A 24,380-nucleotide genomic window follows, 5' to 3' on the forward strand; every position below is an offset into this window, starting at 1 on the left:
CGCATTTATCCCTATGTGCGCGGCGATCATGGCAACCAAATTTCCCGAAGCGCCGAAAGTCGGCATGGTGTCGCTCGGCTGTCCCAAAAACCTGGTGGACTCCGAACGCATCCTCACCAAGCTGCGCTCCGACGGCTATCTGATGTCCGCCGACTATGCCGGCGCCGACGTCGTGCTGGTCAATACCTGCGGCTTCCTCGATTCCGCTAAGGAAGAATCGCTGGAGGCCATTGGCGAGGCGATGGCGGAAAATGGCCGGGTCATCGTCACCGGCTGCATGGGCGACGAGGCGGAACTGATCCGCGCGAAGTTCCCGCAGGTGCTGGCCGTCACCGGCGCGCATCAATATGAGCAGGTGGTCAATGCGGTGCATGACGCATCACCGCCGGTGCCCAACGCCTTTGTCGACCTGGTGCCCGAGGGCGGCCTGAAACTGACGCCGCGCCATTATAGCTATCTGAAGATCAGCGAAGGCTGCAACCATCGCTGCTCCTTCTGTATCATTCCCTCGATCCGCGGCGACCTGGTGTCGCGCCGGATCGACGCGGTGCTGCGCGAAGCGGAAAAGCTGGTCGCGGCGGGCACGAAGGAATTGCTGGTCATCAGCCAGGACACGTCGGCCTATGGCGTCGATACGCGCCACGATCCCCGCATGTGGAAGGGCCGCGAAGTCCGCGCGCACATGACCGACATGGCGCGCGAACTGGGGCAGTTGCGCACGGCCGAGGGCATCGCGCCATGGGTGCGGCTGCACTATGTCTACCCCTATCCCCATGTCGATCAGGTCATCCCGCTGATGGCCGAGGGACTGCTGACGCCCTATCTCGACATCCCGTTTCAGCATGCTGCGCCGTCGGTTTTGAAGGCGATGAAGCGCCCCGCCAACGAAGCCAAGGTGTTGAGCCGCATCGCCAAATGGCGCGATATCTGTCCGGACATCGCGATCCGTTCGTCCTTCGTGGTCGGTTTCCCGGGTGAGACGGAAGCGGATTTCCAATATCTCCTCGACTGGCTGGACGAGGCGCAACTCGACCGCGTCGGCGCATTCCGGTTCGAACCGGTAGAAGGCGCGGCGGCGAACCTGCTCGACGGTGCGGTGCCCGAAGAGGTCAAGGAAGAACGCTACCAGCGCATCATGGAAAAGACCGCCGCGATCAGCGCGGCCAAGTTGCAGGCGAAGGTCGGCCGCGTCCTGCCCGTCATCATCGACGAAGTGGGCGAGCCGGACGAGGAAGACGGCAGCATCGGCGCAACCGCGCGGAGCCAGGCCGACGCACCGGAAATCGACGGCAGCGTCTTCCTGCGCGATGTCGGCGAAGGCCGCAAGGCGGGCGACATCTTCGACGTGGTGATCGAGGATGCCGACGAACATGACCTGTACGGGGTGCCTGTTTAGCTAGCCCCCGTTCGGGCTGAGCCTGTCGAAGCCCTTCTCTGCTCAGAAGAAAGGCCCTTCGACAAGCTCAGGGCGAACGGGCTTTGTTTCAAGGCTTCACGAAAGCATCCTGATATTCGGCCTTGATCGCCTTGCGCATGGCCGCGTCCACCGGCACCGGCACGTCATAGCTGCCTTCCGCATAAGGCCCGGCATTGTAGGGACCTACGACCACGGTCACGCTGTCGATCAGCTTTCCGTCCTTCGATGTCGGCACCAGCACCTGTTCCATCGGGTTGATGCATTGGGTGAATTCGTCGTCGCCGCGCACCACCGGCGCACCGCGTTTTTCCGCCCGCTGCTTGTCCAGTGCCGCACAGAAGCGATCACCGATCGCAGCGGCGAAGGCGTTGGGCGACGTCATCAGCGCCTTCATGCTCGTCTCGCGCTTGCGTGCCCTGTCCCATAGCAGCGCATCATAGGCGGTCATGCCGTGCGCCCCGCCGGTATAGACATAAGTCTGCGATTGCAGCGCCAGGAAACGGGGCGTGTCGGCGGTGACGTGCCATTCCGTTTCCAGGCTGTGAGGACGGAAAGGAAAGCCCGCTTCCTTCGCGGCCGCACTGTCTTCCCGCGCCATTTTCAGCGCATCGGCCTTGTCCGCCGCCCGCGCCTTGTCGAACTTGGCAACCAGGAACGGGATCGCCGCCGCTTGCGCCGGGTAGGAATAGGCCTGTTCGAGAAGAGCGCTCTTGTCCTTCTCGGCAAAGGGCTTGGCGGGCGGAAGCGGTTCTTCGGCGCCCGTCATCTTTTCCGCAAAGCGAGTTGCCGCCGCGTTGTTGCCAGCGGCGTCGCTGCGACCATCCTGCGACGGTGCGCAGGCGGCAGCAAACAGCAACGCCGCCGCCGGAATCCATTGCCTGCCTCGCATCAATGCGCCTGCGCAGCGCGACAGCGTTCGCCGATCGCCTTGCGCGCATAGTCGCTATCCAGCGCCGCGCCGGCATTGGACCAGCCTTCGGCGATCAGCGCCTGCTGCACCGCATTACTGTTGTCGAACTTGCCGGTTTCGGCGAGCGTGTAGGCCCGCGCCCTGGCGGCCTGAAGGCCGCGATCATTACCTAAGGTCATCGTCCATCTCCTATATCATTATGCTATCAAGAGTAGGCCCGGCAAACGCACGGTGCAAATGGAGACAGGGCCGGGCGTGGCGGTTGAGCGATGAAAAAATTGCGCTTTCCATGACCGACGCCTTTCCCTTACACCCGCGCAATGACCGATTTTTCCGACCTGCTCAAAGCCGATAACCAGCAGCCAGCCCGAACGATCCAACTGATCGACGCCAAGGGTTATGACGTTTGGCTAGGGAGCCGACCGGCGCCGGTGCGGGCGATGATCGCGGCGCAGAAATTCAAGGGACAGCCGCACGAACATGCGATCCTGCCAGGTGAGAATGGCGACGACTGGTTGGTGGTTGCGGGCGTCGCGGCGCGCGACGCGCTTGGCCCCTGGTGCCTGGCGCGGCTGGCCGAGACCCTGCCGGAGGGCAGCTATCGGCTAGCGGATGTTTCGGTGGGCGCGGCGGCGCTGGGCTGGCTGACCGCCCATTATCGCTTCGACCGCTATCGCAAAGATGACAGCCCTGTCGGCCCGCGCATCCTGCTGACCACAGACGTCGCCCGCATCGCCCCCACCGTGCAACTGGCGCAGGCGGTCGCGCTGGTCCGCGATCTGGTGAACACCCCCGCTGCCGACATGGGGCCACCCGATCTGGAAGCGGCGGTGGAAAAGGTCGGCGCGGCTTTCGGGGCAAGCGTCACCACGACGCGCGGCGATGCGCTGGAGCAGGGCTATCCCATGATCCACGCCGTGGGTAAGGCTGCCGACAAGAGCTTCGCGCCGCGCCTCATAGAATTGCTCTGGGGCGACACCACCGCGCCGCGCATCGGGATCGTGGGCAAGGGCATCTGCTTCGACAGCGGCGGGCTGGATATCAAGCCGTCGTCGGGCATGCGCATCATGAAGAAGGATATGGGCGGCGCGGCCCATGCGCTGGCGCTGGCGCAGCTCGTCATGGCGGCGCGCCTGCCGGTGCGACTGCACCTGCTGATCCCCGCGGCGGAGAATGCGATCGCCGGCAATGCCTTTCGCCCCGGCGACATTTTGCGCAGCCGCAAGGGGTTGAGCGTGGAGATCGGCAATACCGACGCCGAAGGGCGGCTGGTTCTGGGCGACGCGCTGACCCGCGCGGGCGAAGACAAGCCGGACCTCATCATCGATTTCGCGACCCTGACCGGCGCTGCCCGCGTCGCTGTCGGCCCCGATCTGCCCGCCCTGTTCGCCAATGACGACGCGCTGGCGGCCGATGTGGCGGCGGCAGGCAGCGCCGTGGACGATCCGAGCTGGCGGCTGCCGCTATGGGATGGCTATGCCGATATGTTGAAATCCGACCTGGCCGATATCAACAATGCCGGGGAAGGCGGTTTTGCCGGCGCGATCACCGCAGCGCTCTTCCTCAAGCGCTTCGTGCCCGACGATACGCCTTGGCTGCATCTGGACACGTTCGCCTGGCGTCCCGCGTCCAGGCCGGGCCGTCCCAAGGGCGGCGAGGCGCTGGGGCTGCGGGCCGTCTTCCGCCTCTTGCAGGATCGGTACGGACGTACCGGATAAGCGGGGAAATTTGCGCGCTATCCGTTACGCAACCGGATTGTGAATCGTGCGTTAGAGCTTGCATGAACGCGCTTTCCGCCACCGAACCCGATCGCTCCGGCCTTCAATCCATTGGCCAATGGATGCGCACTCTCGTCGATTATGTTCGGTCGGGAAAACCCGATCTGACCAATCGCCAGATGGCGTTGATGATGACGGTCTATATAGTGTCAGGGCCGCATACGGTGCGCGGCCTGGCCGAAGCGCTGCATGTGTCAAAGCCCGTTATCACCCGCGCGTTGAACAAGCTTTCGGCGCTCGGCTATCTTCGCCGCGAGCGGGATGCGGCGGATCGTCGCAATATTTTTATCACCCGAACGCCAAAAGGGGCGGAATTTCTTGACGCCTTTCACCATTTCATCGCAGGAACCGCCCGCGATGACAGGCACGATCACATCCGCGCGGAACGCACCGCCTGAAAGAACCCGTTTCGAACTGGGCGGCCGTTCGGTCGCGCTGGATCGGCGCACGCATGCCGCGCGCGGCGACCTAGCCGATCTGTCGCTCGCCGGGGTTCTGTTTTCCGCCCACTATGCCCGCGCCGTGCCGCTGACCTGCGTCGCGGCGGGCACCACTATCTTGTCGGCCGCTGCGCCTACGGCCGAAGCGGTCAGCGAGCTACTGCGCGGCGAAACGTTCCACGCGCTCGACGTCATGACCGAATGGGCCTGGGGCTTTTGCGGGCATGACGGCTATGTCGGCTATATCCGCCGCGACGCGCTCGATCTGCTGGAGCCGCACAACCACCGCATCAAGGTGGCAAGCGCGCCGCTGTTCAGCGCGCCGGACATCAAGTCTGCCATCGCCGACCATTGGCCGAGCGGTGCCTTGTTCTCCGGCGAAACGCAGGGCGCCTTCATCGCCTGCGCCGAAGGCTATATTCATGCCCGCCATGCCGAACCGGTCGACAGCAAGCCAGCCGACTGGGTCGCCATCGCGGAACGCTATCTGGGCCAGCCCTATATCTGGGGCGGACGCGGCCATCGCGGCATCGACTGTTCGGGACTGGTGCAGGTGGCGCTGGGCCAGGCAGGCATGGCCGTCCCACGCGACACCGATCTGCAATGCGAAGGCATTGGCATGCCGATCGACAGCGACGCGGCGCTCACGCGCGGCGACCTGATCTTCTTCTCCGGCCATGTCGGCATCATGGCCGACGCCAAGACCCTGCTGCACGCCAATGCCCACTGGATGGCGGTGGTGGCGGAGCCTCTGGCCGACGTCGTCGCGCGGTTGGCCGACAGCCATCCGCAGCCCATCATCGCGCGGCGGAGGATCAGCGCATGAGCATCAACGTCTTCATTGATGGCGGTCATGGCACCACCGGCATCGAAATTGCCGACCGGCTGGCCGGTCGCCCTGAACTGACGCTGCTCACCGTGGCGGAAGCACAGCGCCGGGATGCAGGCGCTCGCCGCGATGCGCTCAACGCCGCTGATATCGTGATTTTGTGCCTGCCCGACGACGCTGCACGCGAGGCCGTGTCCCTGATCGACAACGACCATAGCCGGGTCATCGATGCGTCGACCGCGCATCGCGTGGCCGATGGCTGGACCTATGGCTTCCCCGAACTGGAGCCGGGCCATCGCGACATTCTGGCGAACAGCCGCTTCGTCGCCAATCCCGGCTGCTGGCCGACCGGCTTTCTGGCGCTCGTCCGTCCGCTTGTGCTGGGCGGATTGCTACCGGTCGACTGGCCGGTGACGGTATCGGGCGCGTCGGGCTATTCGGGTGGTGGCAAGGCGATGATCGCCGAATATGAGGGCGACAGTGGCGCGCCCAGCGCCTTCCGCCCCTATGGCCTGTCGATGGGACATAAGCATGTGCCGGAAATGACGCGCTATTCGGGCCTGTCGCATCCGCCGCTGTTCGCCCCGGCGGTCGCCAACGCCTATCGCGGCATGATCGTCGAAGTGCCGCTCCAGTTGAGCGCAATGCACGGTTCGCCGACGGTCGCCGACGTCCACGCCGCACTGACGGCTGCCTATGCCGGGTCGCCGATCGTCAGCGTCGCGTCGCTGGAGGATAGCGCGGCCCTGGGCCAGGTAACGCTGGAGCATGTCGGCGCAACTGACCGGCTGGCGCTGTTCGTGTTCGGCAGCGAGACAAGCGGTCAGGCGCGACTGGTCGCCGCCCTCGACAATCTGGGCAAGGGCGCGGCAGGCGCGGCGGTTCAGAATCTCAACATCCTGGCGGGCCTGCCCGAAATAGCGGGCCTGCGCCTCTAACGCGTCTTTCAGTGAATGGTGCCAAGCGCCTGATCGTGGGTCAACAACACGATCAGCCGCTCTATTTGCCGCCAATGGCAGAAATGGATGTGATTGCCCATGTCCAGGCTGCGGTCGGCCCGCGCCGCGGCTTCATAGCCGGCGTCGTCGCCGAAAGCGGCGATCAACTCGGCCGCATCATCATAGCTCTTTCGACCCGAAAGATATGGCAACTGCATAGCAAACCCCGACTTTTATTTGGCGACCTTATTATGAAGCATGCCCTTCAATCGCCGTGCCATTTCAGGGCTTTGGCGGCACTGGCCGGATTACAGGGTGAATCGGTCGTTAGCCAAATCCCGATATGACACATCGGTCCCGCGCCGGGACGATCGATCCCGAAACGGGCCATCGCCCGTGACAGGCGCATCACGCCCCAAGGCGCTAGCCTTGTTCGCCGGTCCATGGCAAGGGGCGGTGATGACCAAGGGGAAGAAAGAACCGACCGGCGCTGGCGCGATCATCGCCTTCCTGATTCTGGGCGGCGCGATCGGCGGTGGATTGTTGGGCCAGCCCAGCATCGGGCTGCTGGTCGGCGCGGGCGCGGGCGTGCTGATCGCGCTGCTGCTATGGCTGCGCGAACGCGGTAAATAAGCCGCCGAGACCGCCTTGCCCACAGCCATGGCTCCGCATAGATGTGGGCGCATGAAGAAGCATATCCTGGCCCTCGCCCTTATCCTCCTCCTGATCGGCGGCGGTATTTTCCTGTATCTCGCGCAGGGCAATACCGCGCAACTGCCCCCGGGCGCGGATACGGGCAAGGAGCCGGTGTTCACGACCCCGCGCAACGAGATGTTTCCGACCGTCAACATCGCCGACGTGAAGCCGTGGACCGCTAACGAAAAGCCGGTTGCGGCCAAGGGGCTGGTCGTCGCGCGCTATGCCAACGGCCTTGCCCATCCGCGTTCGATGCTGCGCCTGCCCAATGGCGACATATTGGTCGCCGAAACCAACAGCCCGCCCCGCCCGCAGGGCGGCATCGTGAACAAGGTGATGGGCTATCTGATGAACAAGGCGGGCGCGGGCGTCCCGTCGGCCAATCGCATCACCCTGCTGCGCGACGCCGATGGCGACGGCCGCGCCGAAACCAAGACGGCGTTCCTCACCGGTCTCAATTCGCCTTATGGCATGGCGCTCATTGGCGACACGCTCTTCGTCGCGAACACCGATGCGCTGATGGCCTTCCCCTATAAGGCGGGCGAAACGGCGATCACGGCCAAGGGCCGCAAGATCCTGAACCTGCCCGCCCAGGCCCCCAATATGCACTGGACCAGAAGCCTGACCGCCAGCCCCGAGGGGCTGCTCTATCTGGGCGTAGGCTCCAACAGCAATATCGGCGAAAATGGGTTGGAGAGCGAAGCCAACCGCGCGCTGGTGCTGGAAGTGAACCCCAAGACCAACGGCTATCGCATCTTCGCTTCGGGCCTGCGCAATCCCGTGGGCCTGGCCTTCGAACCCAAAAGCGGCGCGCTCTGGGGCGTGGTCAACGAACGCGACATGCTGGGCGGAGACCTCGTCCCCGACTATCTGACCCGGGTCGAATTCGGCGCCTTCTACGGCTGGCCCTGGAATTATTGGGGCGGGTATGAAGACCGCCGCGTCCAGCCGCAGCGCCCCGAAATTCGCGAATATACCAAGCGCCCCGATTATGCGCTAGGCAATCATGTCGCCCCGCTTGGCCTGACCTTCGCCGACAAGCTGCAACTGGGCGCACCCTTCACCGACGGCGCGATCGTGGGCCTGCATGGCAGCTGGAATCGCAAGCCTGCCGCCGGATACAAGGTCGTCTATGTCGGCTTTGCTGATGGCGAAGCGGGCAAGGCCAAGCCGGTGGACCTGCTGACCGGTTTCCTCGACAAGGATGGCGATGCCCATGGCCGCCCGGTCGACGTCACCGCCGACGCCAAGGGCGCGCTGCTGGTCAGCGACGATGTCGGCGGCGTGATCTGGCGCGTGACGAAGGGGCAATAATCGGGGCCGGGCGGGCGGCTTTAAAGCGTCAGCCCATTCCGCCCGGCCAGTTCCACGACATATTGCCACGCGACCCGGCCCGATCGGCTGCCGCGCTGGGTCGACCACTGGATCGCTTCCAACGGGTCGAACGCGATGCCGAGCCTGCCCGCATAGCCGCTGACGATCGCGACATAGGCGTCCTGATCCAGCGCATGAAAGCCAAGGCTCAGGCCAAACCGGTCGGACAAGGCCATCTTGTCGTCCACCACGTCACGCGGATTGATGGGGTCGTCCTGTTCCGACAGGTGGCGCGGCACGATATGGCGGCGGTTGGACGTCACATAAAGCCGGACATTGGTCGGCCGCGCCGCCGTCCCGCCCTGCAACAGCGATCGCAGCGCGCGGGCGTCGCCCACGCCCTGCTCCTCGAACCCCAGGTCATCCAGAAACAGGATGAAGGGCCGCGTCGTGCCCCGCAGCAAGGAAAAGAGCGCGGGGAGGCTCGCCAGTTCGTCGATCGCGCACTGCATCAGGGCGATGTCCTGCCCTTCCCCCTGCAACAGACCGACGACGGAAGCGACCGCCGCCGACTTGCCCGTCCCGCGCGCGCCCCATAGCAGCACATCATGCGCCGCATGCCCGGCCGCATGGCGGCGGCTATTGTCCAGCAGCGCGCCTTTTTGCGCATCGATCCCGGCCAACAGCGCATAGTCCACCGGCGCGAACGCCTCCACCGCCTGGATCGCGCGCCCGTCCCAGACATAGGCCGGGAACGCGTCGAGGTCAGCGGACACGGGCGGCGGCGGCGCGAGCCGCTCCAGCGCCTCGGCGATACGGGTCAGAAGTGCGTCGGTCATGCCGGGGGATTAGCCATGGATAGGGTCGGCGGCAAGGTGCGGCGGGACTAGCGCCTGCGGCTGATGTCATGCCCCTGACGCAATGGCCTTTTACTCGCGGACATGGGGGTCTATATCGCGGGGGTTGTGACTATCGCTCATCCAGTCTTTTCCACCAGATCCTGCCGCTATGGCACAGAGTCCTTGCGGGAAGCAGCCTTGCTCATCCGTGCGGGAGAACCCGTGGCCGTGCCGACCGAGACGGTCTATGGCCTGGCCGCCGACGCCACTGACACCAACGCCGTCGCCGCCATCTACAGCGCAAAGGGGCGACCCAGCTTCAATCCGCTGATCGTCCATGTCGCCGATCGCGACATGGCGGGGCGGCTGGCCGATTTTTCTACCGTGGCGGACCTTCTGGCCGACCGCTTCTGGCCGGGGCCTCTAACCCTGGTGCTGCCGGTCCGCGCGGACAGCGGCCTGTCCCCGCTTGTCACCGCCGGCCTGCCGACCGTCGCGCTGCGCCTGCCCGCCCATCCGGCGATGCGCGCGCTCATTCGGACAAGCGGCTGCCCCCTTGCCGCCCCGTCCGCCAATCGCAGCGGATCGATCAGCCCCACCCGCGCCGAGCATGTGCTGGCCAGCCTGGACGGCAAGATCCGCATGATCCTGGACGAAGGACCGACCAGCGAGGGGCTGGAATCCACCATCGCCGCCCCTGAAGCGGATCGCATCCGCCTGCTCCGCCCCGGTCCGGTGACCACCGCCATGCTGGAGGACGCGACGGGATTGCCCGTCATCGTCGGCGATGACGCAAAGATCGAAGCGCCGGGCCAGCTCGAAAGCCATTACGCCCCGTCAAAACCGGTGCGGCTAAACGCGCTGCGAGCGGAGAAGGACGAATATCTGATCGGCTTCGGCCTGATGCCCTGCCACATCAACCTGAGCCAGGAGGCCAACATCCAGGAAGCCGCCGCTCATCTGTTCGCGGCCCTGCATGTCGCGGACGCCAGCGCCGCCGCCCGCATCGCGGTCGCCCCCATCCCGAACAACGGGATCGGCGCGGCCATTAACGACCGGTTGAAACGCGCGGCGGCTTGAGCACGGGATTGGTGGTTTCGGTAGTTACCAACATCAAACATACGTTCGGGCTGAGCTTGTCGAAGCCCATTACTCTTTTAGTAAGAGAGACACCCTTTGACTGTCCTGCCAGAAAGGCGCTCAGGATAGGCTCGGCGCGAACGGCATGCAATGGTCGAGCCACTTCCCGCCCAAACGCCCATAAAGGGCCAAGCACCCGTCAGCCCTGCCCCCTATCTCACCGGCAGTTATCATAGCCCGCATCGCGGCATTGCCGACGTCGCGCCTCGTCCGCCTTTTTGCGTTCCTTGCCTTCGCGCGCTTCCTGCTTGCGCATCTTGCGCCCATAGTTGCGGTCGGCCTCTTCCTGGCTGGTGGTCGACCAGTCCACGACCTGCGATCCCGCGCGCACCGGCGCGGTCACGACGCTTGCAACCGTGCGGACGCAGCCCGGCAGCGTCAACAGCAGCAACGGCGCGCCCAGCAACAACTTCATCTTCATGGTTCATCCCCGACTTGTGCGTTCGCGCGTCCTTAGCATGGGACGGATGAACCGCCCACTAAGGACGGCGCGAAACACAAAAGTCGGTGGAAAAATCAGTCCTCGATGCGCGCGGCAAAGCCCTTGCGCAACTTGGCCAATTTGGGCGGGATCACCGCCATGCAATAGGGGTTCTGGTCGCCGACCCGGTCCCAATATTTCTGATGATAATCCTCGGCCGGATACCAGGGCGCATCCGCCTCGATCGTGGTCACGATCGGATCGCTCTGATCCGCCTGCGCCCGCTCGATCGCCGCCTGCGCATCTGCCTCCTGCTCGGGCGAATGCGGGAAGATAGCCGACCGATATTGCGTGCCGACGTCGTTGCCCTGGCGGTTCAGCGTCGTGGGATTATGCGTGGCGAAGAAAATGTCGAGCAGATCGGCATAAGTTATAACCGTCGGGTCATAGGTTATACGGATCGCCTCGGCATGTCCGGTCGTGCCCGAACATACCTGCTCGTAGGTCGGATTGGGCCTCTCCCCGCCGATATAGCCGCTCTCCACACCCTCTACACCCCGGAGGTTCTGATACACCGCCTCGGTACACCAGAAACATCCTCCAGCCAGCGTCGCGATTTCCTGCGCCATATTCATGTCCTTATCCATGTTGCCAACACAGATAGGAAGGATCAGGCGTCGGTTCCAGCCTGCTGCCGCGCCGCATCCGCTTTCGCACGCTCCTCGGCCACCAGTTCCTTGCGCGATAATTTGCCGACCAACGTCTTGGGCAGGTTCAGCCGCACTTCCACTTCGCAGACCCGCTCATGCTTGCCTAGTTGCGGGTTGGCCCAGTCCTTCAAGGCCGCGCCGTCGATCTCCGCCCCCTCATTCAGGGTCACGAACGCCTTGGGCTGTTCGCCCCGATAATGATCGGGCACCCCGATCACCAACGCCTCCTTGACGGCGGGATGGTGGTAGAGCACCGCCTCCACCTGGCTGGGGAAGACCTTGAACCCGCCGACCGCGATCATGTCCTTCAACCGATCGACGATCTTCACATAGCCGTCCTCGTCGATCAGGCCGACATCGCCCGTCCGCACAAACTCGCCGATAAACACTTCCGCATCGGCGTCCGGCCTGTTCCAATAGCCCTTCATGATCTGCGGCCCTGCGAACAGCAGTTCGCCCGGCTCGCCTTCGGGCGGGGGACGGGTCGGATCTTCGCGATCGACCAGCTTCACGCGCGTCCCCGGCACCGGCTGGCCCACCGTCCCGGTCTTGTTCAACCCCTCATAGGGATTGGAGCAGACGATCGGACTGGTTTCGGTCAGGCCATAGCCTTCGATCAGCTTGGCTCCGGTCGCCGCCTCGAACTTCTGCCGCAGTTCCAGCGCCAGCGGCGCGCCGCCCGAAATACAGGCGCGCAGCGATGAAAAATCGATGTTCCGGATCGCGGGATGATCCAGCAGCGCCTGGAACATGGTGGGTACGCCCGGCAGCGACGTCGCCTTCACCCGCTGCACCGCTGCAAGCACCTGCGCCGCGTCGAACCGTGGCAGCATCACCATTTCGCCGCCGTTGATGACCGTGCGGTTGAGCGTGCAGGTATTGGCGAAGACGTGGAAGAAAGGCAGCACCGCGATGATCCGGTCGGCCTCGTTCGCATGCGGGTCGATGGCCTGCGCCTGCCGCGCATTGGCGGTCAAATTCTGGTGGGTCAGCATCGCCCCCTTGGGCGTGCCGGTTGTCCCGCCGGTATATTGCAGCAACGCCACGTCGTTGACCGGATCGATCTCCGGCACCGAACAGGCGCCCGCATTGGCGATGAGCCGGTCGTAGCGGATCACGCGTGGATCGTCCGGCAGGGCGACGCTCTCGCTGGCCTTGAACCAGCGGAACAGCAGCGACTTCACCGGCGACAGCACTTCGGCGACCGATCCGACCACCAGGGTTTCGAGCGTACTGTCCTCCAGCACCTCCAGCGCGGTGGGCAGCAGCGCCTTCGCCGACAGGGTGAAAAGGATTTTAGTGCCGCTATCTTCGACCTGATGCTCCAGTTCGGCGGCGCTGTAGAGGGGGGAGAAGTTGACGACGATCGCACCGGCCATCAGCGCGCCATAATAGGCCGCGACATAATGGGGCGTGTTGGGCAGGTAGAGGCCGACCCGGTCGCCCTTCTGCACGCCCTTCTGCTGCAAACCGCAGGCGACGGAGCGTATCTGCTCCAGCATCGCGCCATAGCTGAAACGCCGCCCCATGAAGTCGATCATCGGCGCGTCAGGATGGGCGGTCGCGCTGTTCACGACCATGTCGCCCATCGACAGCGGGGGGAATGTCTGGTCCCAGACCGTAGGGTGCTGGTACCGCTCTCTCCAGGTTTTTTCTATGCTCTCCATGCCCGAAGTGTATGGGCACGGCCCGCTTTACGCAAGCGTCAAGCACAGCAAAAAGGGCCGCGTGACGTGCGCCACGCGGCCCTTAAAAATGCTGCATCGCAGCGACTTAGCATAAGCCGCCGATGACGCTACGGCATCACACCTCGCCCTTGTTGTTGCTGAACGGGTCGATGATCGTGGCGGTCGCGGAAATCAGGTCGGTTTCGCTCTTCAACGCTTCCTCGGCGCGACGCAAAGTGTCCTGACGCTCACGCCGCAGTTCCTCGATCAGCGCCTCGCGGTCGCCATCCAGGCGCGAATCAGTCGGGGCCTCGATGCCCGCCTTCTTCGCGGCCTTTGCCACCAGGGCATCCAGTTCGCGCTGCGAACACAGGCCCAGCGTCACCGGATCCTTCGGCGTGATGTTGGAGATATTCCAATGGGTGCGATCACGGATCGCGGCGATGGTCGTGCGCGTCGTGCCGATCAGCTTGCCGATGGCCCCGTCCGAAATTTCGGGGTGATGGCGCAGGATCCAGGCGATGCCGTCCGGCTTGTCCTGGCGCTTGCTGACCGGGGTGTAGCGCGGGCCCTTGGTCCGGCGAACCGGCTCGGGGCCTTTGAGCATCTTCAACCGATAGTCGGGATTGCTCTCACCCTTGTGGATTTCGTCCATGGTGATTTCATGGGCGCGCACCGGGTCGCGGCCCGTATACTTGATGCTGGCGGTATCGTCGGCGATCGCCTGCACTTCCAGGATGTGAAGCCCGCAGAATTCCGCGATCTGGTCGAAGCTCAGAGCGCTGTTGTCGACCAGCCAACTGGCGGTCGCATGGGGCATAAGGGGCTGGGACACGGGGTTTCTCCGGCACGTAAAAACGATAAGGGCCGCCCAATCAGGGCGGCCGCGACCGTTTGGAGATAGAGCATCCCGCCGCGTCCGGCAAGAAAATAGCATAGGGTGGCGCGTCAGGCCGCGCTTTCGATCAGCGACGCCGCAATGGCATGCAGTCCTGATAGAAATTCGCGTGCGCTCCGTTCCCAGCTAAAGCTCCGCCCATAGTCGGCGCACGCATCCCTGTCGCATCGCAGCGCCTGCGCGATGGCCTGCCCCAGATCGTCCGACAGCGCCCCGCTCTGCGCCGTCACGATATCAATCGGCCCCGTCACCGGATAGGCGGCGACCGGCGTGCCGCACGCCAGCGCCTCGATCATCACCAGGCCGAACGTATCGGTGCGGCTGGGAAAGACGAAGACGTCTGCCCCGGCATAGGCGCCCGCTAGCTGCTCGCCGAACAAGGGCCCCATGAACAGCGCCTGCGGATAGGCGCGCTCCAACGCCGCGCGCGCCGGCCCATCGCCCACCACGACCTTCGTCCCCGGATGATCGGTGGCCAGGAAAGCCTCCAGATTCTTTTCCACCGCCACGCGACCGACATAGAGCTGTATCGGGCGCGGCAGATCGGCGAACTGTTCAGGCGGTGGCGCATCGGGCGTGAAGGCCGCCAGGTCCACCCCCCTGCCCCATGGCCGCACATTGGGCAGCCCATGGGCGCGCAACTGCTCGCGCACCGATCGGGTCGACACCAGCACCGCCTGCGCGGGACCATGGAACCAGCGGATATAGCGCCAGAACCAGGCAGCGGGCAGCCCTGTGCGCTGCGCCACATAATCGGGGAAATGGGTGTGATAGGCGGTGGTGAACGGCACTCCGCTACGCAGGCACCAGCGCCGCGCCGCCAGGCACAGCGTCCCTTCGGTCGCCAGATGCACCGCATCGGGCCGAAACGCCGCGATGGCCTGCCCCACTGTGGCGGACCGCACCAGCGCCAGCCGGATTTCCGGATAGGTCGGACAGGGAATGGAGCCGTAAAGATCGGGCGAGATGATCTTCACCACATGCCCCATCCGCTCCAGTTCGCCCTGGATGGTCTGGAGCGTGCGGACCACGCCATTGACCTGCGGCGTCCAGGCATCGGTGAAGATCGCTATGCGCATGAGAATAGCCTTTCACTCATCCGTCATTGCGCGCGGCGCGAAGCCATGACGATCATCCATTGTCTTCACCTCAGGCCGCGATCCGCGCTCGTTCGGCCTGTTCCGCCTCTTCCCGCTTGGTGATCTCATCGGCCCAGTGCAGCACTTCCATCCGACCGTCGCCATGCTCGACCAGCGCGGTGCAGCCTTCCACCCAGTCGCCGTCATTATAATAGTCGATGCCTTCGATCTCGCGCATCTCGGCATTGTGGATATGGCCGCACACCACGCCGTCGACGCCCCGCGCCCCGGCTTCATGCGCCACAACTTCTTCGAAGCGGGAGATGAAGGACACGGCGTTCTTGACCTTGTGCTTGGCCATCTTGCTCAGCGACCAATAAGGCAGGCCCATGCGCCGCCGCACCGCGTTCACCACCACGTTCAGCTGCATCAGCGTCGTGTAGGCCGCGTCGCCCACGAAGGCGAGCCAGCGATGCGCCAGCATGATCGTGTCGAACTCGTCGCCATGCAGCACCAGCAGCTTGCGCCCGTCCGCCGTCTGGTGGATCGCCTTGCGACGGATTTCCACACCCCCGAAATTCATGCCGGTGAACTGGCGGAACATTTCGTCATGATTGCCGGGGATATAGACGACCCGCGTGCCCCGCTTGGCCCGCTTCATCAGCCGCCACACCACGTCATTATGACTGGCCGGCCAGTAGAAGCGCTTCTTCAGCCGCCAACCGTCGATGATGTCGCCGACCAGATAGATGGTGTCGCTGTCCACATTGTCGAGGAAATCGATCAGCATCGCCGCGTTGCAGCCGCGCGTGCCCAGATGAATGTCCGAAATCCAGATCGTGCGATAGCGGCGCCGCTTCCCCTCGCGCTCGGGAATGTGAAAGCGGTCGTCGACGCCCTCTTCCAAATCGCTCAGAAAGGGCAGGCGCGTGATGGCATTCATGGTGCGATCCCCAAGACGTGTGTCCTCGGGACCAATTCTCTAGCGTGACAATGTTACAAAACCGCAGAGAATATGACGGAAATGCTACGGTTTGCGGGATTTTCACTGCCCCGTCACCCCGGCGAAGGCTGGGGTGACAGGCAATGAAGCACCCCGTCAAACCACCAGCACGATCTTCCCGAAATGCTCGCCCGCATCCATCCGCGCATGCGCCTTGGCCGCGTCCGCCAGCGCGAATTGCCGGTCCATCGCCGGGCGCAGCTTGCCCTCGCTCACGAACGACCAGACATTGCGCATCAACTCATCGGCTACCAGGCTCTTGAACCCCACCGATCGCGCCCGCAGAGTCGATCCGGTGATCGTCAGCCGCTTCTGCATGATCGCGGGAATGAAGATCTCCGCCTTCGCCCCGCCCAGCACGGCGATCGACACATGCCGCCCATCCTCGGCCAGGCAGTTCAGATTGCGCGGCACATAATCGCCGCCGACCATGTCCAGCACGGCCTGCACACCCTGCCCGCCGGTGATGCGCTTCACCTCCTCGACATAGTCCTGGGTCTTGTAATTGACCGCATGATCCGCGCCCCAATCCTTGGCCTGCGCACATTTCTCGTCCGACCCGCAGGTCACGATGATCCGGATATCGAACAGATTGCACAGCCGGATCGCCATCGTCCCGATGCCGCTGGTGCCGCCATGGACCAGCACCGTGTCGCCCGCGACCACATAGGCGCGCTCGAACAGGTTCGTCCAAACCGTAAACAGCGTCTCGGGCAACGCCGCCGCTTCCGCCAGATCATAATCGTCGGGCAGCGGCAGGCACTGGCCCGCAGGCGCGACCGCATATTCCGCATAGCCCCCGCCTGCCAGCAGCGCGCACACCTTCTGCCCGACCAGCTTGTCCGCGCCGCCGCCCGCCGCAACAATAGTGCCGGACACCTCCAGCCCCGGAATGTCCGAAGCCCCCGGCGGCGGCGGATATTTGCCCTGTCGTTGCAGCACGTCGGGCCGGTTCACGCCCGCTGCGGCCACCTTGATCAACACCTCGCCCTCGCCCGGCACCGGCACCGACCGCCGCTGCACCACCAGCGCGTCCGGCCCGCCGGGCACCGGAATCCCGATCGCCGTCATCTCGCCAGCAAGTGCGCCCAAATCAGACATAATACCGCCCCCGGTCGTTAACTATATTGCACCGCACCAGAAATCGACGGACGGAGCTTGCGCCCTTATTGACAGAGTGGCCCGCAGGGTCAACATTGCCGTCATGGACTTGGATGACGATCTGCCGAACAAGGGCGACGATCCGCTGACCCGCCTGTTGCAACAGGATCTGGGGCCATTGTCCGTAGCCGAACTGGATGCCCGCATCGCCGCCCTGGAAACGGAAATGGCGCGGACCAGACGGACGAAGGAAAACGCCGTTAACCATAAGGCAAGTGCCGAGGCGTTATTCAGGCGATGAACCCGCGCCATGCCCCCTGCGCCGTGATCGGCTCCACCGGGCTTTGGCAGTCAGGCAATTCCGCTGGTCGGGCCGCGCGACATGCGCATCTTGATCCTGCGTCGAGCAATGCCGACATATGGTTCGATACCGCCCCTCTTTGGGGCCAGGAGTAGAACAGACATGCCTTCATTTGCACCCGCTCTTGAAACCACGCTGCACAACGCTCTGACGCACGCGTCCGAGCGCAAGCACGAATATGCCACGCTGGAGCATCTCCTCCTGGCATTGATTGATGACGAACATGCGTCAAAGGTGATGCAGGCGTGCGGCGTGGAGCTGGGCGAGCTGGGCGACGCCGTCACCCATTATCTCGACACCGAACTCGACAGCCTGAAGGTCGAAGGGGCCAGCGACCCCTCCCCCACCAGCGGTTTTCAGCGCGTCGTCCAACGCGCCATCCTCCATGTCCAGTCGTCCGGCAAGGATGAAGTGACGGGCGCCAACGTGCTCGTCGCGCTCTTCTCCGAACGCGAATCCTACGCCGTCTATTTCCTGCAACAGCAGGATATGAGCCGTCTCGATGCCGTGAGCTTCATCAGCCACGGCGTCGGCAAGGGCACGCCCACGCCCGAGCGTCAGGAGACGAAGGGCGCCGCCGAGGAGGAAAAAAAGGTGCAGGACGGAAAGGCCAAGAAGGACAGTGCCCTCGACCAGTTCACCGTCAACCTCAACGAAAAGGCGGGTCGCGGCAAGGTCGATCCCCTGATCGGCCGCACGGCGGAGGTGGATCGCACCATCCAGATTCTGTGCCGCCGCTCGAAGAACAACCCGCTTTATGTGGGCGATCCGGGCGTGGGCAAGACCGCGATCGCCGAAGGCCTCGCGCGCAAGATCATCGAAGGCGAAGTGCCGGATGTCCTCAAGGAAGCGGTCATCTACTCGCTCGACATGGGCGCGCTGCTGGCCGGCACCCGCTATCGCGGCGATTTCGAGGAGCGTTTGAAGGCGGTCGTCACCGAATTGGAAAAGATGCCGCACGCGGTGCTTTTCATCGATGAAATCCACACCGTGATCGGCGCGGGCGCGACCAGCGGCGGCGCAATGGATGCGTCCAACCTCCTGAAACCCGCTCTGTCGGGCGGTACGATCCGTTGTATCGGATCGACCACCTACAAGGAGTTCCGTAATCACTTCGAAAAGGACCGCGCGCTGCTGCGCCGGTTCCAGAAGATCGACGTCAACGAACCATCGGTCGAGGATACGATCAAGATCCTCGCCGGGCTTCGGACCGCGTTCGAGGAGCATCACCACGTCAAATATACCCCCGACGCGATCAAGGCGGCGGTGGAGCTGTCGGCGCGCTACATCAACGACCGCAAGCTGCCGGACAAGGCGATCGACGTGATCGACGAAGTCGGCGCGATGCAGATGCTCGTGGTCCCCTCCAAGCGCAAGAAGACGATCACGCCCAAAGAGATCGAGCAGGTCATCGCCACCATGGCCCGCATCCCGCCCAAAACCGTGTCTTCCGACGACAAGACCGTGCTCAGTTCGCTGACCACGGACCTGAAACGCGTCGTCTTCGGCCAGGACAAGGCGATCGAAGTGCTGTCCTCCGCGATCAAGCTGTCGCGCGCGGGCCTGCGCGATCCCGACAAGCCGATCGGCAACTATCTCTTCTCCGGTCCCACCGGCGTCGGCAAGACGGAGGTCGCGCGCCAGCTTGCCTCGATCATGGGCATCCCGCTCCAGCGCTTCGACATGTCCGAATATATGGAGCGCCATTCGGTCAGCCGTTTGATCGGCGCGCCTCCGGGCTATGTCGGCTATGATCAGGGCGGCCTGCTGACCGACGCGGTCGATCAGAATCCACATAGCGTGCTGCTGCTGGACGAAATCGAAAAGGCGCATCCCGACCTGTTCAACATCCTGTTGCAGGTCATGGATAATGGTCGCCTGACCGATCATCACGGCAAGACCGTCGATTTCCGCAACACCATCCTCATCATGACCACCAATGCCGGTGCGTCGGACATGGCGAAGGAGTCGATCGGTTTCGGCGAGTTCACCCGAGAGGATGTGCAGGAAGACGCGGTGAAGAAACTCTTCACCCCCGAATTCCGCAACCGCCTCGATGCGATCGTGCCGTTCGATTATCTGCCGACCGAAGTCGTCGCCCGCGTCATCGACAAGTTCGTGCTCCAGTTGGAGCTGCAACTGGCCGACCGCGATGTCCACATCACCCTGGACGACGATGCCAAGACCTGGCTGACGAAGAAGGGCTATGACAAGCTCTATGGCGCGCGTCCGATGGGCCGCCTGATGCAGGAAAAGATCAAGCAGCCGCTCGCAGAGGAACTGCTCTTCGGCAAGCTGGTCCATGGCGGCGAGGTCCATGTCCATATGAAGGACGAAGCGCTGGCCTTCCAGATCACCCCTGCGGCTCCCAAAAAGGGCAAGAAGGGCGGCAAGGCCAAGGCATCGGCAGGCACGAAATAAGCGCCTGACTATCGCAAAGATGAAAAGGGCGGCCCGCAACGGCCGCCCTTTTTCTTCATGCCTCATCCGTTGCGACGCGGTCCAAATGCCGAGGCGGCACATCGAACCTGCCCAACCATGGCCATCTGCCACCACCCTCCGCATAGGTTGCGGCCACTTGTCGACATAAAAAAATCCGTTCGGGCTGAGCCTGTCGAAGCCCCTTACTTATTCGATAAGAAAGGCCCTTCGACAAGCGCAGGGCGAACGGTGTCCAAATCGGTGTCCAAGGAGCGAACGTCCGCATCCCACCCAGATTTACCGCCCCCGCTAGAAAGTCGACCGCGCCCCAGCCAAGTCCCCCCTGCCCAAAAAGCGCCTCGATAAATCTAGGTCTGGCGATCTCCCGCCTCTTGCGCCAATCTCCGCCCCATGGCCCTCAAGGAGAGATGTCCCATGCCCCAAACTCTCACCCTCTACACCAACCCCATGTCGCGCGGGCAGATCGCCCGCTGGATGCTGGAGGAAGTCGGGGAAGCCTATGACACGGTGATCCTCGACTATGGCGACACCGGCATGAAGGCCGCCGACTATCGCGCGATCAACCCGATGGGCAAGGTGCCCGCCATCGTCCATGACGGTAAGGTGGTGACCGAATGCGCCGCGGTCTGCGCCTATCTTGCCGACGCTTTCCCCGCCGCCCATCTGGCGCCCGCGCCCGCCGATCGCCATGCCTATTATCGCTGGCTCTTCTTCGCCGCCGGACCGCTCGAATCTGCGATCACCAACAAGGCGATGGGCTTCGTCGTCCCCGAAGGAAAGGAACGATCGGCAGGCTACGGCACCTTCGATACCACCATCGACGCGCTCGAAACCGCGCTGTCCAATGGGCCATGGATCTGCTGCGATCAATTCACCGCCGCCGACGTCTATGTCGGCGCCCAGATCGACTGGGGCCTTAGCTTCGAGACCATTCCCAGCCGCCCCGCCTTCGAATCCTACGCCGCCCGGCTGCGCGAACGCCCAGCCTACAAACAGCAAAAGGCCATCGACGGCGCGCTCATCGCACAGATGCAGAAGCAGGGCTGACGGGCCTGACAGATATGCTCCAACCGTCCAGGCCCACATCCAGGCGACGTTCCCAGGCGCAGGCCGGGGTCCAGTTCCACCGTCTTCTCATAGGAATCCAAAGAAAAAGGCCCGGCGGATCGCTCCACCGGGCCTTTCGCTTATCCTAAAAACGCTGCGATCAGCGACGATCGCCGAACAGGCGCAGCAGGAACAGGAACATGTTGATGAAGTCGAGATAGAGGTTCAGCGCCCCCATCACCACCGACTTGCCCATCATGTCCGTGCCCGCGACATGCGCGTAGATGCTCTTGATCTTCTGCGTGTCATAGGCGGTCAGACCCGCGAACAGCAGGACGCCGACGCCACTGATGACCAGGTCCAGCGCGCTCGACTTCATGAACATATTGATCAGGCTCGCCACCAGCAGGCCGACCACGCCCATGATCAGGAAGGTGCCGAAACCCGACAGATCCTTCTTCGTGGTATAGCCGAACAGGCTAAGCCCCGCGAAGGCCGCCGCCGTTGCAAAAAATGTCTGCGCGATCGAGGTGCCCGTATAGACCAGGAAGATCGAGGACAGGGACAGACCCATCACCGCCGCATAGGCCCAGAACAGGCCCTGCGCCGCCGCTGTCGACAGGCGATTGATGCCGAAGCTGAGCACCATCACGAACACCAGCGGGGCGAACATGATGACATATTTCAGGATGCCGGGACCAGCCAGCACCTGATAGGCTAGGCCGCTCGACGCGAACAGCAACGCGACGACGCCCGTCAGCAGCACGCCACTCGCCATATAATTGTAAACCGACAGCATATAACGGCGCAGCCCGGCGTCGAACGCCTCGCCGCGCGCAGCGGTGGCACCGCCAAAGCCCGCAATGTCGGAACGGGGGTCGGACCAGTTGGCCATGAAAATCGTCTCCTTCACCGGCGTCTATCGCCGACTTCCCTATTATCGGCGCTTCGGCCCTGCGTTTCAAGCCAAACCCGCATGATCCGTGGCAGATCGCGCACGACGCTCTATATCCAACCCATGCACCGCCTGTTCGTCGCCATACGCCCGCCCACCGATCAGCGCGCCCGGCTCTTGTCGCTCATGACCGGCGTGGACATGGCGCGATGGCAGGATGACGACCAGTTGCACCTTACTTTGCGCTTCATCGGCCAGGTCGACCGCCATTGCGCAAACGATATCGCCGACGCGCTGGCCACCATCCGCTTCACGCCGTTCGACGTGCATCTGTCGGGCGTCGACGCTTTCCATCGCAAGGGCGTGGTCGATACGCTCTGGGCAGGCGTCAAGCCGCGTGATCCGCTCGCGGCCCTGCATCGCAAGATCGACCGGGCCTGCGTCTCTGTCGGGTTGCAGCCCGAAAGCCGCGCCTACCTGCCGCACATCACCCTCGCCCGCTTCGGCCGGTCGGGCGGCCTGATAGAGCCCTTTCTCGCCCGTCATGCTGCATTGACCGACGCACCGTTCCGCGTCGATGGCTTTACGCTGTTCGAAAGCCATCTCGGTCATGATGGCGCCATCTATCATGCAGTGGACCATTATGCCGCCGATGGAATGCACCAACCGCACCGGGATTGAAAACCCTTCGCTCTCCATCGTCCAGATCGAAAAAAGCTGTGATCCTGAACGACCGGGCTTTGGGCGTCGGTCGCAAAGCGCCTGTTCGACAGCCTCTCACCCAGCTGAAAAACATGGTGGGCACGGCTAAGCGCTCTTCGCCTATACGCCCCATGCGCCGCGCCGACCGGCCCGTCGTCATCGGCTATGATAGGATCGCCACTGCCATTCTAGCCCATGCCGGATCTACCGCGTACAAACCGCGCCCGGTAACGGCAGCGATTTCGTAGGCCGCGTCGACCTGTAATGCGGCATGATCCATGGGATCGAACGATGGGTTGCCCAACGGAACCATCCGCCGCCGCAGGATAGACCGTTATTCGCAGCCTGCCGATCGGACAAAATGCCCCGAACCTCATGGGCCGGGGCATTTTTTTCATTACCTAAGCTGGCAGGTGTCCACCCGGACGCCGCGCCGATCACAAAGCTGATGACCAACTGCCAAGGCCGATCCCACGGGATCACGCCCGGCGTCAGCCCTCACCGCAACGCTCACCCCGCAGACAGCACCCCGCACGCCACGCGTCCACCGGCATTGCCTGCCGGATCGCTGACATTGTCGTCCGCCTGCGCATGCACGACCACCGCCGCGCCATCAGCATCGAGCAGCGGCGTAGCCCCCCGCTGATAGCGGCATCGGCGACATGATATTCGATGGCGCCCGTGCCATCCGGCCCGACCGTCATATTGGGCATGTCGCCCATATGCATGCCAGCCGGGTTATCCTTGCCATGCTTGCGCGCAGTCGGATTCCAATGCCCGCCCGCACTGGCGAAATCGGGCGCGGCGCACTGGCCGGTGGTGTGGATATGGACGGCATGGATGCCAGGCGTCAGTCCCTGCGCCTTGACGACGACGTGCAGACCGTCGGCCGCCTGCGTCACCATCGCCGTGCCGCGCGCAGCGCCATCGGCCGCCGCCAGCTTTGCCGTAGCGGTAGGCGCAGCCTTGGCCGTTTCGGATGCGGTCGCGCAAGCGGACCCCGCCAACACGATCGGCAGGGCAGCAAAAAGCGGAAAAAATTTCATGGATAGGCTCCCAAGGAAGGGCGAAGATAAAGGGCAAACGCCGCTGGATGCCTTTTGTTGCTCATCCGCACCGATTTGTCATCGATCTTTTGAAAGGCGTTCGCAAGAAGCAAAACTGCGTCACAGTTCCGCTCCCGCCTCCTCACCGCCAGCACCTCCAAATGCAGCAGTTCGCACGCAACGGACCATAACAGCGACGCGCAGGTTAGCCTCTCGCCCCCGATCGATGAAGAAAAAGCCGACCACCTCCTCCACATCATTCGCTGAGCCAGAAGCAGCGTAAAGGGCTTGCCGCTATTATACCAGGTTGCCTTGATAGGAACCTATAGCCAGTTGTTCCCCGGCGTAGGCCGGGGTCAAGTCCCGCGCTCAGAAGTATTCCCCGGCCCACGCCGGGGAACTGCCTTATGGGTCAGCATCATCGCATTATAATATTAGATGGCGGGCCGGAAATCCAAGCCCAAGGGGCCGCCCTATACGATCATCATCGACGCGCCGCCGCAGACACTCAAGCGCGGCACCGCTAGGATAACGCTTCCCCACTCCAATCAGGCCACCGTTGTCGCACTTGAGGATAGCAACACGTCGCGCAGTTGGCGCACTGGCAGGACATACTGCGTTGCCATCGCCGTCTACGTCGATCGGTGGCCTTGAGAGCCATTCAGCAGCCGACGAAAAGGATGGACCAGAATCCGGCTTTCGGCAGG

The 24,380-nt window shown here is 63.6% G+C and carries 24 protein-coding genes and 1 pseudogene; 12 read left to right on the forward strand and 13 right to left on the reverse strand.

The genetic code is table 11. The features are described 5' to 3' along the window. The first annotated feature begins 13 nt into the window (after positions 1–13). Entirely contained in the window at positions 14–1,396 is a 1,383-nt protein-coding gene (gene rimO / locus U5A82_RS14325) for a 30S ribosomal protein S12 methylthiotransferase RimO (protein ID WP_326291514.1), read from the forward strand. Positions 1,397–1,484: 88 nt separating this feature from the next. On the opposite strand, the gene U5A82_RS14330 is transcribed toward rimO, so the two are convergent. After that, a complete protein-coding gene (locus tag U5A82_RS14330) occupies positions 1,485–2,306 on the reverse strand; it encodes a DUF4163 domain-containing protein (protein WP_326291515.1) in 822 nt (273 codons plus the stop codon). Then, positions 2,306–2,506 (reverse strand): hypothetical protein, encoded by a 201-nt coding sequence (locus U5A82_RS14335; protein WP_326291517.1) that lies wholly within the window; start codon positions 2,504–2,506, stop codon positions 2,306–2,308. The genes U5A82_RS14330 and U5A82_RS14335 overlap by 1 nt, the downstream gene beginning before the upstream one ends. A 141-nt stretch (positions 2,507–2,647) precedes the next feature. Here U5A82_RS14335 and U5A82_RS14340 point away from each other — a divergent pair, with 141 nt between their 5' ends. The 4 genes from U5A82_RS14340 (at position 2,648) to argC (ending at position 6,312) form a co-directional block, all read left to right on the forward strand. Further along, the gene (locus U5A82_RS14340) at positions 2,648–4,045 is read left to right on the forward strand and encodes a leucyl aminopeptidase family protein (protein ID WP_326291518.1); all 1,398 of its coding nucleotides are present in this window, start codon (positions 2,648–2,650) and stop codon (positions 4,043–4,045) included. 62 nt (positions 4,046–4,107) lie between these two features. Continuing rightward, positions 4,108–4,503, forward strand: coding sequence for a MarR family winged helix-turn-helix transcriptional regulator (locus U5A82_RS14345; protein ID WP_326291519.1), 396 nt, complete (start codon positions 4,108–4,110; stop codon positions 4,501–4,503). Then, positions 4,463–5,371, forward strand: a complete 909-nt coding sequence (locus U5A82_RS14350; protein WP_326291520.1) for a C40 family peptidase — start codon at positions 4,463–4,465, stop codon at positions 5,369–5,371. Before U5A82_RS14345 ends, U5A82_RS14350 begins: the two co-directional genes overlap by 41 nt. After that, a complete protein-coding gene (gene argC / locus U5A82_RS14355) occupies positions 5,368–6,312 on the forward strand; it encodes an N-acetyl-gamma-glutamyl-phosphate reductase (protein ID WP_326291521.1) in 945 nt (314 codons plus the stop codon). The genes U5A82_RS14350 and argC overlap by 4 nt, the downstream gene beginning before the upstream one ends. 8 nt (positions 6,313–6,320) lie before the next feature. Here the strand turns inward: argC and U5A82_RS14360 are convergent, their stop codons facing one another. Continuing rightward, on the reverse strand, positions 6,321–6,530 hold the full coding sequence (locus U5A82_RS14360) for a hypothetical protein (protein WP_326291522.1): 210 nt from the start codon (positions 6,528–6,530) through the stop codon (positions 6,321–6,323). A 241-nt stretch (positions 6,531–6,771) separates the two neighbouring features. On the opposite strand from U5A82_RS14360, the gene U5A82_RS14365 reads away from it, so the two are divergent. Then, a complete protein-coding gene (locus U5A82_RS14365) occupies positions 6,772–6,945 on the forward strand; it encodes a hypothetical protein (protein ID WP_326291523.1) in 174 nt (57 codons plus the stop codon). Positions 6,946–6,996: 51 nt separating this feature from the next. After that, complete coding sequence (locus U5A82_RS14370) at positions 6,997–8,322, forward strand: PQQ-dependent sugar dehydrogenase (RefSeq protein ID WP_326291524.1); 1,326 nt, start codon at positions 6,997–6,999, stop codon at positions 8,320–8,322. A 20-nt stretch (positions 8,323–8,342) separates the two neighbouring features. On the opposite strand, the gene U5A82_RS14375 is transcribed toward U5A82_RS14370, so the two are convergent. Next, positions 8,343–9,161, reverse strand: a complete 819-nt coding sequence (locus tag U5A82_RS14375; RefSeq protein ID WP_326291525.1) for an ATP-binding protein — start codon at positions 9,159–9,161, stop codon at positions 8,343–8,345. Between the two features lie 126 nt (positions 9,162–9,287). Between U5A82_RS14375 and U5A82_RS14380 the strand changes: the two genes are divergently transcribed. Further along, positions 9,288–10,241: an L-threonylcarbamoyladenylate synthase gene (locus U5A82_RS14380; RefSeq protein ID WP_326291527.1), complete on the forward strand. Its 954-nt coding sequence runs from the start codon at positions 9,288–9,290 to the stop codon at positions 10,239–10,241. Positions 10,242–10,458: 217 nt separating this feature from the next. On the opposite strand, the gene U5A82_RS14385 is transcribed toward U5A82_RS14380, so the two are convergent. From U5A82_RS14385 to U5A82_RS14415, 7 genes are all read right to left on the reverse strand, one after another. Continuing rightward, a complete protein-coding gene (locus U5A82_RS14385) occupies positions 10,459–10,722 on the reverse strand; it encodes a hypothetical protein (RefSeq protein ID WP_326291528.1) in 264 nt (87 codons plus the stop codon). 95 nt (positions 10,723–10,817) lie between these two features. Next, a complete protein-coding gene (msrA, locus tag U5A82_RS14390; RefSeq protein WP_326291529.1) occupies positions 10,818–11,351 on the reverse strand; it encodes a peptide-methionine (S)-S-oxide reductase MsrA in 534 nt (177 codons plus the stop codon). A 41-nt stretch (positions 11,352–11,392) separates the two neighbouring features. After that, positions 11,393–13,099 carry a long-chain-fatty-acid--CoA ligase gene (locus tag U5A82_RS14395; RefSeq protein WP_326291530.1) on the reverse strand — a complete coding sequence of 569 codons (1,707 nt, stop codon included), beginning with the start codon at positions 13,097–13,099 and terminating at the stop codon, positions 11,393–11,395. Positions 13,100–13,235: 136 nt separating this feature from the next. Continuing rightward, positions 13,236–13,919, reverse strand: a complete 684-nt coding sequence (locus tag U5A82_RS14400; RefSeq protein ID WP_326292946.1) for a DUF1013 domain-containing protein — start codon at positions 13,917–13,919, stop codon at positions 13,236–13,238. Positions 13,920–14,047: 128 nt separating this feature from the next. After that, a complete protein-coding gene (locus tag U5A82_RS14405) occupies positions 14,048–15,076 on the reverse strand; it encodes a glycosyltransferase family 4 protein (protein WP_326291531.1) in 1,029 nt (342 codons plus the stop codon). 70 nt (positions 15,077–15,146) lie between these two features. Then, positions 15,147–16,019: a UDP-2,3-diacylglucosamine diphosphatase gene (locus tag U5A82_RS14410; protein WP_326291532.1), complete on the reverse strand. Its 873-nt coding sequence runs from the start codon at positions 16,017–16,019 to the stop codon at positions 15,147–15,149. A 156-nt stretch (positions 16,020–16,175) separates the two neighbouring features. Next, positions 16,176–17,180: an NAD(P)H-quinone oxidoreductase gene (locus U5A82_RS14415; RefSeq protein WP_326291533.1), complete on the reverse strand. Its 1,005-nt coding sequence runs from the start codon at positions 17,178–17,180 to the stop codon at positions 16,176–16,178. Positions 17,181–17,283: 103 nt separating this feature from the next. On the opposite strand from U5A82_RS14415, the gene U5A82_RS14420 reads away from it, so the two are divergent. The 3 genes from U5A82_RS14420 to U5A82_RS14430 all read left to right on the forward strand — a co-directional run bounded on the left by U5A82_RS14420 (position 17,284) and on the right by U5A82_RS14430 (position 21,030). After that, positions 17,284–17,481 carry a DUF1192 domain-containing protein gene (locus tag U5A82_RS14420; protein WP_326292947.1) on the forward strand — a complete coding sequence of 66 codons (198 nt, stop codon included), beginning with the start codon at positions 17,284–17,286 and terminating at the stop codon, positions 17,479–17,481. A gap of 162 nt (positions 17,482–17,643) precedes the next feature. Beyond that, complete coding sequence (gene clpA, locus U5A82_RS14425) at positions 17,644–19,962, forward strand: ATP-dependent Clp protease ATP-binding subunit ClpA (RefSeq protein ID WP_326291534.1); 2,319 nt, start codon at positions 17,644–17,646, stop codon at positions 19,960–19,962. A gap of 435 nt (positions 19,963–20,397) precedes the next feature. Beyond that, positions 20,398–21,030 (forward strand): glutathione S-transferase family protein, encoded by a 633-nt coding sequence (locus U5A82_RS14430; protein ID WP_326291535.1) that lies wholly within the window; start codon positions 20,398–20,400, stop codon positions 21,028–21,030. 160 nt (positions 21,031–21,190) lie between these two features. On the opposite strand, the gene U5A82_RS14435 is transcribed toward U5A82_RS14430, so the two are convergent. After that, positions 21,191–21,925 (reverse strand): Bax inhibitor-1/YccA family protein, encoded by a 735-nt coding sequence (locus tag U5A82_RS14435; protein WP_326291536.1) that lies wholly within the window; start codon positions 21,923–21,925, stop codon positions 21,191–21,193. Between the two features lie 123 nt (positions 21,926–22,048). Between U5A82_RS14435 and thpR the strand changes: the two genes are divergently transcribed. Next, positions 22,049–22,606, forward strand: a complete 558-nt coding sequence (gene thpR, locus U5A82_RS14440) for an RNA 2',3'-cyclic phosphodiesterase (protein ID WP_326292948.1) — start codon at positions 22,049–22,051, stop codon at positions 22,604–22,606. A gap of 531 nt (positions 22,607–23,137) precedes the next feature. Here the strand turns inward: thpR and U5A82_RS14445 are convergent. Next, a pseudogene (locus U5A82_RS14445) lies at positions 23,138–23,673 on the reverse strand (superoxide dismutase family protein). Between the last annotated feature and the right edge of the window lie 707 nt (positions 23,674–24,380).

Origin of the sequence: Sphingobium sp. CR2-8 (genome assembly GCF_035818615.1) — a bacterium.
Lineage (GTDB): Bacteria > Pseudomonadota > Alphaproteobacteria > Sphingomonadales > Sphingomonadaceae > Sphingobium.

Bases quoted from the DNA above. Each gene is read 5' to 3' on its own strand.
- U5A82_RS14435 (WP_326291536.1), bottom strand. From the start codon at position 21,925: ATGGCCAACTGGTCCGACCCCCGTTCCGACATTGCGGGCTTTGGCGGT.
- U5A82_RS14410 (WP_326291532.1), bottom strand. From the start codon at position 16,019: ATGAATGCCATCACGCGCCTGCCCTTTCTGAGCGATTTGGAAGAGGGC.
- U5A82_RS14340 (WP_326291518.1), top strand. From the start codon at position 2,648: ATGACCGATTTTTCCGACCTGCTCAAAGCCGATAACCAGCAGCCAGCC.
- U5A82_RS14365 (WP_326291523.1), top strand. From the start codon at position 6,772: ATGACCAAGGGGAAGAAAGAACCGACCGGCGCTGGCGCGATCATCGCC.
- U5A82_RS14375 (WP_326291525.1), bottom strand. From the start codon at position 9,161: ATGACCGACGCACTTCTGACCCGTATCGCCGAGGCGCTGGAGCGGCTC.
- U5A82_RS14395 (WP_326291530.1), bottom strand. From the start codon at position 13,099: ATGGAGAGCATAGAAAAAACCTGGAGAGAGCGGTACCAGCACCCTACG.
- U5A82_RS14405 (WP_326291531.1), bottom strand. From the start codon at position 15,076: ATGCGCATAGCGATCTTCACCGATGCCTGGACGCCGCAGGTCAATGGC.
- U5A82_RS14345 (WP_326291519.1), top strand. From the start codon at position 4,108: ATGAACGCGCTTTCCGCCACCGAACCCGATCGCTCCGGCCTTCAATCC.
- argC (WP_326291521.1), top strand. From the start codon at position 5,368: ATGAGCATCAACGTCTTCATTGATGGCGGTCATGGCACCACCGGCATC.
- thpR (WP_326292948.1), top strand. From the start codon at position 22,049: ATGCACCGCCTGTTCGTCGCCATACGCCCGCCCACCGATCAGCGCGCC.
- U5A82_RS14370 (WP_326291524.1), top strand. From the start codon at position 6,997: ATGAAGAAGCATATCCTGGCCCTCGCCCTTATCCTCCTCCTGATCGGC.
- msrA (WP_326291529.1), bottom strand. From the start codon at position 11,351: ATGGCGCAGGAAATCGCGACGCTGGCTGGAGGATGTTTCTGGTGTACC.
- U5A82_RS14330 (WP_326291515.1), bottom strand. From the start codon at position 2,306: ATGCGAGGCAGGCAATGGATTCCGGCGGCGGCGTTGCTGTTTGCTGCC.
- U5A82_RS14420 (WP_326292947.1), top strand. From the start codon at position 17,284: ATGGACTTGGATGACGATCTGCCGAACAAGGGCGACGATCCGCTGACC.
- U5A82_RS14350 (WP_326291520.1), top strand. From the start codon at position 4,463: ATGACAGGCACGATCACATCCGCGCGGAACGCACCGCCTGAAAGAACC.
- U5A82_RS14360 (WP_326291522.1), bottom strand. From the start codon at position 6,530: ATGCAGTTGCCATATCTTTCGGGTCGAAAGAGCTATGATGATGCGGCC.
- U5A82_RS14335 (WP_326291517.1), bottom strand. From the start codon at position 2,506: ATGACCTTAGGTAATGATCGCGGCCTTCAGGCCGCCAGGGCGCGGGCC.
- U5A82_RS14385 (WP_326291528.1), bottom strand. From the start codon at position 10,722: ATGAAGATGAAGTTGTTGCTGGGCGCGCCGTTGCTGCTGTTGACGCTG.
- U5A82_RS14400 (WP_326292946.1), bottom strand. From the start codon at position 13,919: ATGCCCCATGCGACCGCCAGTTGGCTGGTCGACAACAGCGCTCTGAGC.
- rimO (WP_326291514.1), top strand. From the start codon at position 14: ATGTGCGCGGCGATCATGGCAACCAAATTTCCCGAAGCGCCGAAAGTC.
- U5A82_RS14415 (WP_326291533.1), bottom strand. From the start codon at position 17,180: ATGTCTGATTTGGGCGCACTTGCTGGCGAGATGACGGCGATCGGGATT.
- clpA (WP_326291534.1), top strand. From the start codon at position 17,644: ATGCCTTCATTTGCACCCGCTCTTGAAACCACGCTGCACAACGCTCTG.
- U5A82_RS14430 (WP_326291535.1), top strand. From the start codon at position 20,398: ATGCCCCAAACTCTCACCCTCTACACCAACCCCATGTCGCGCGGGCAG.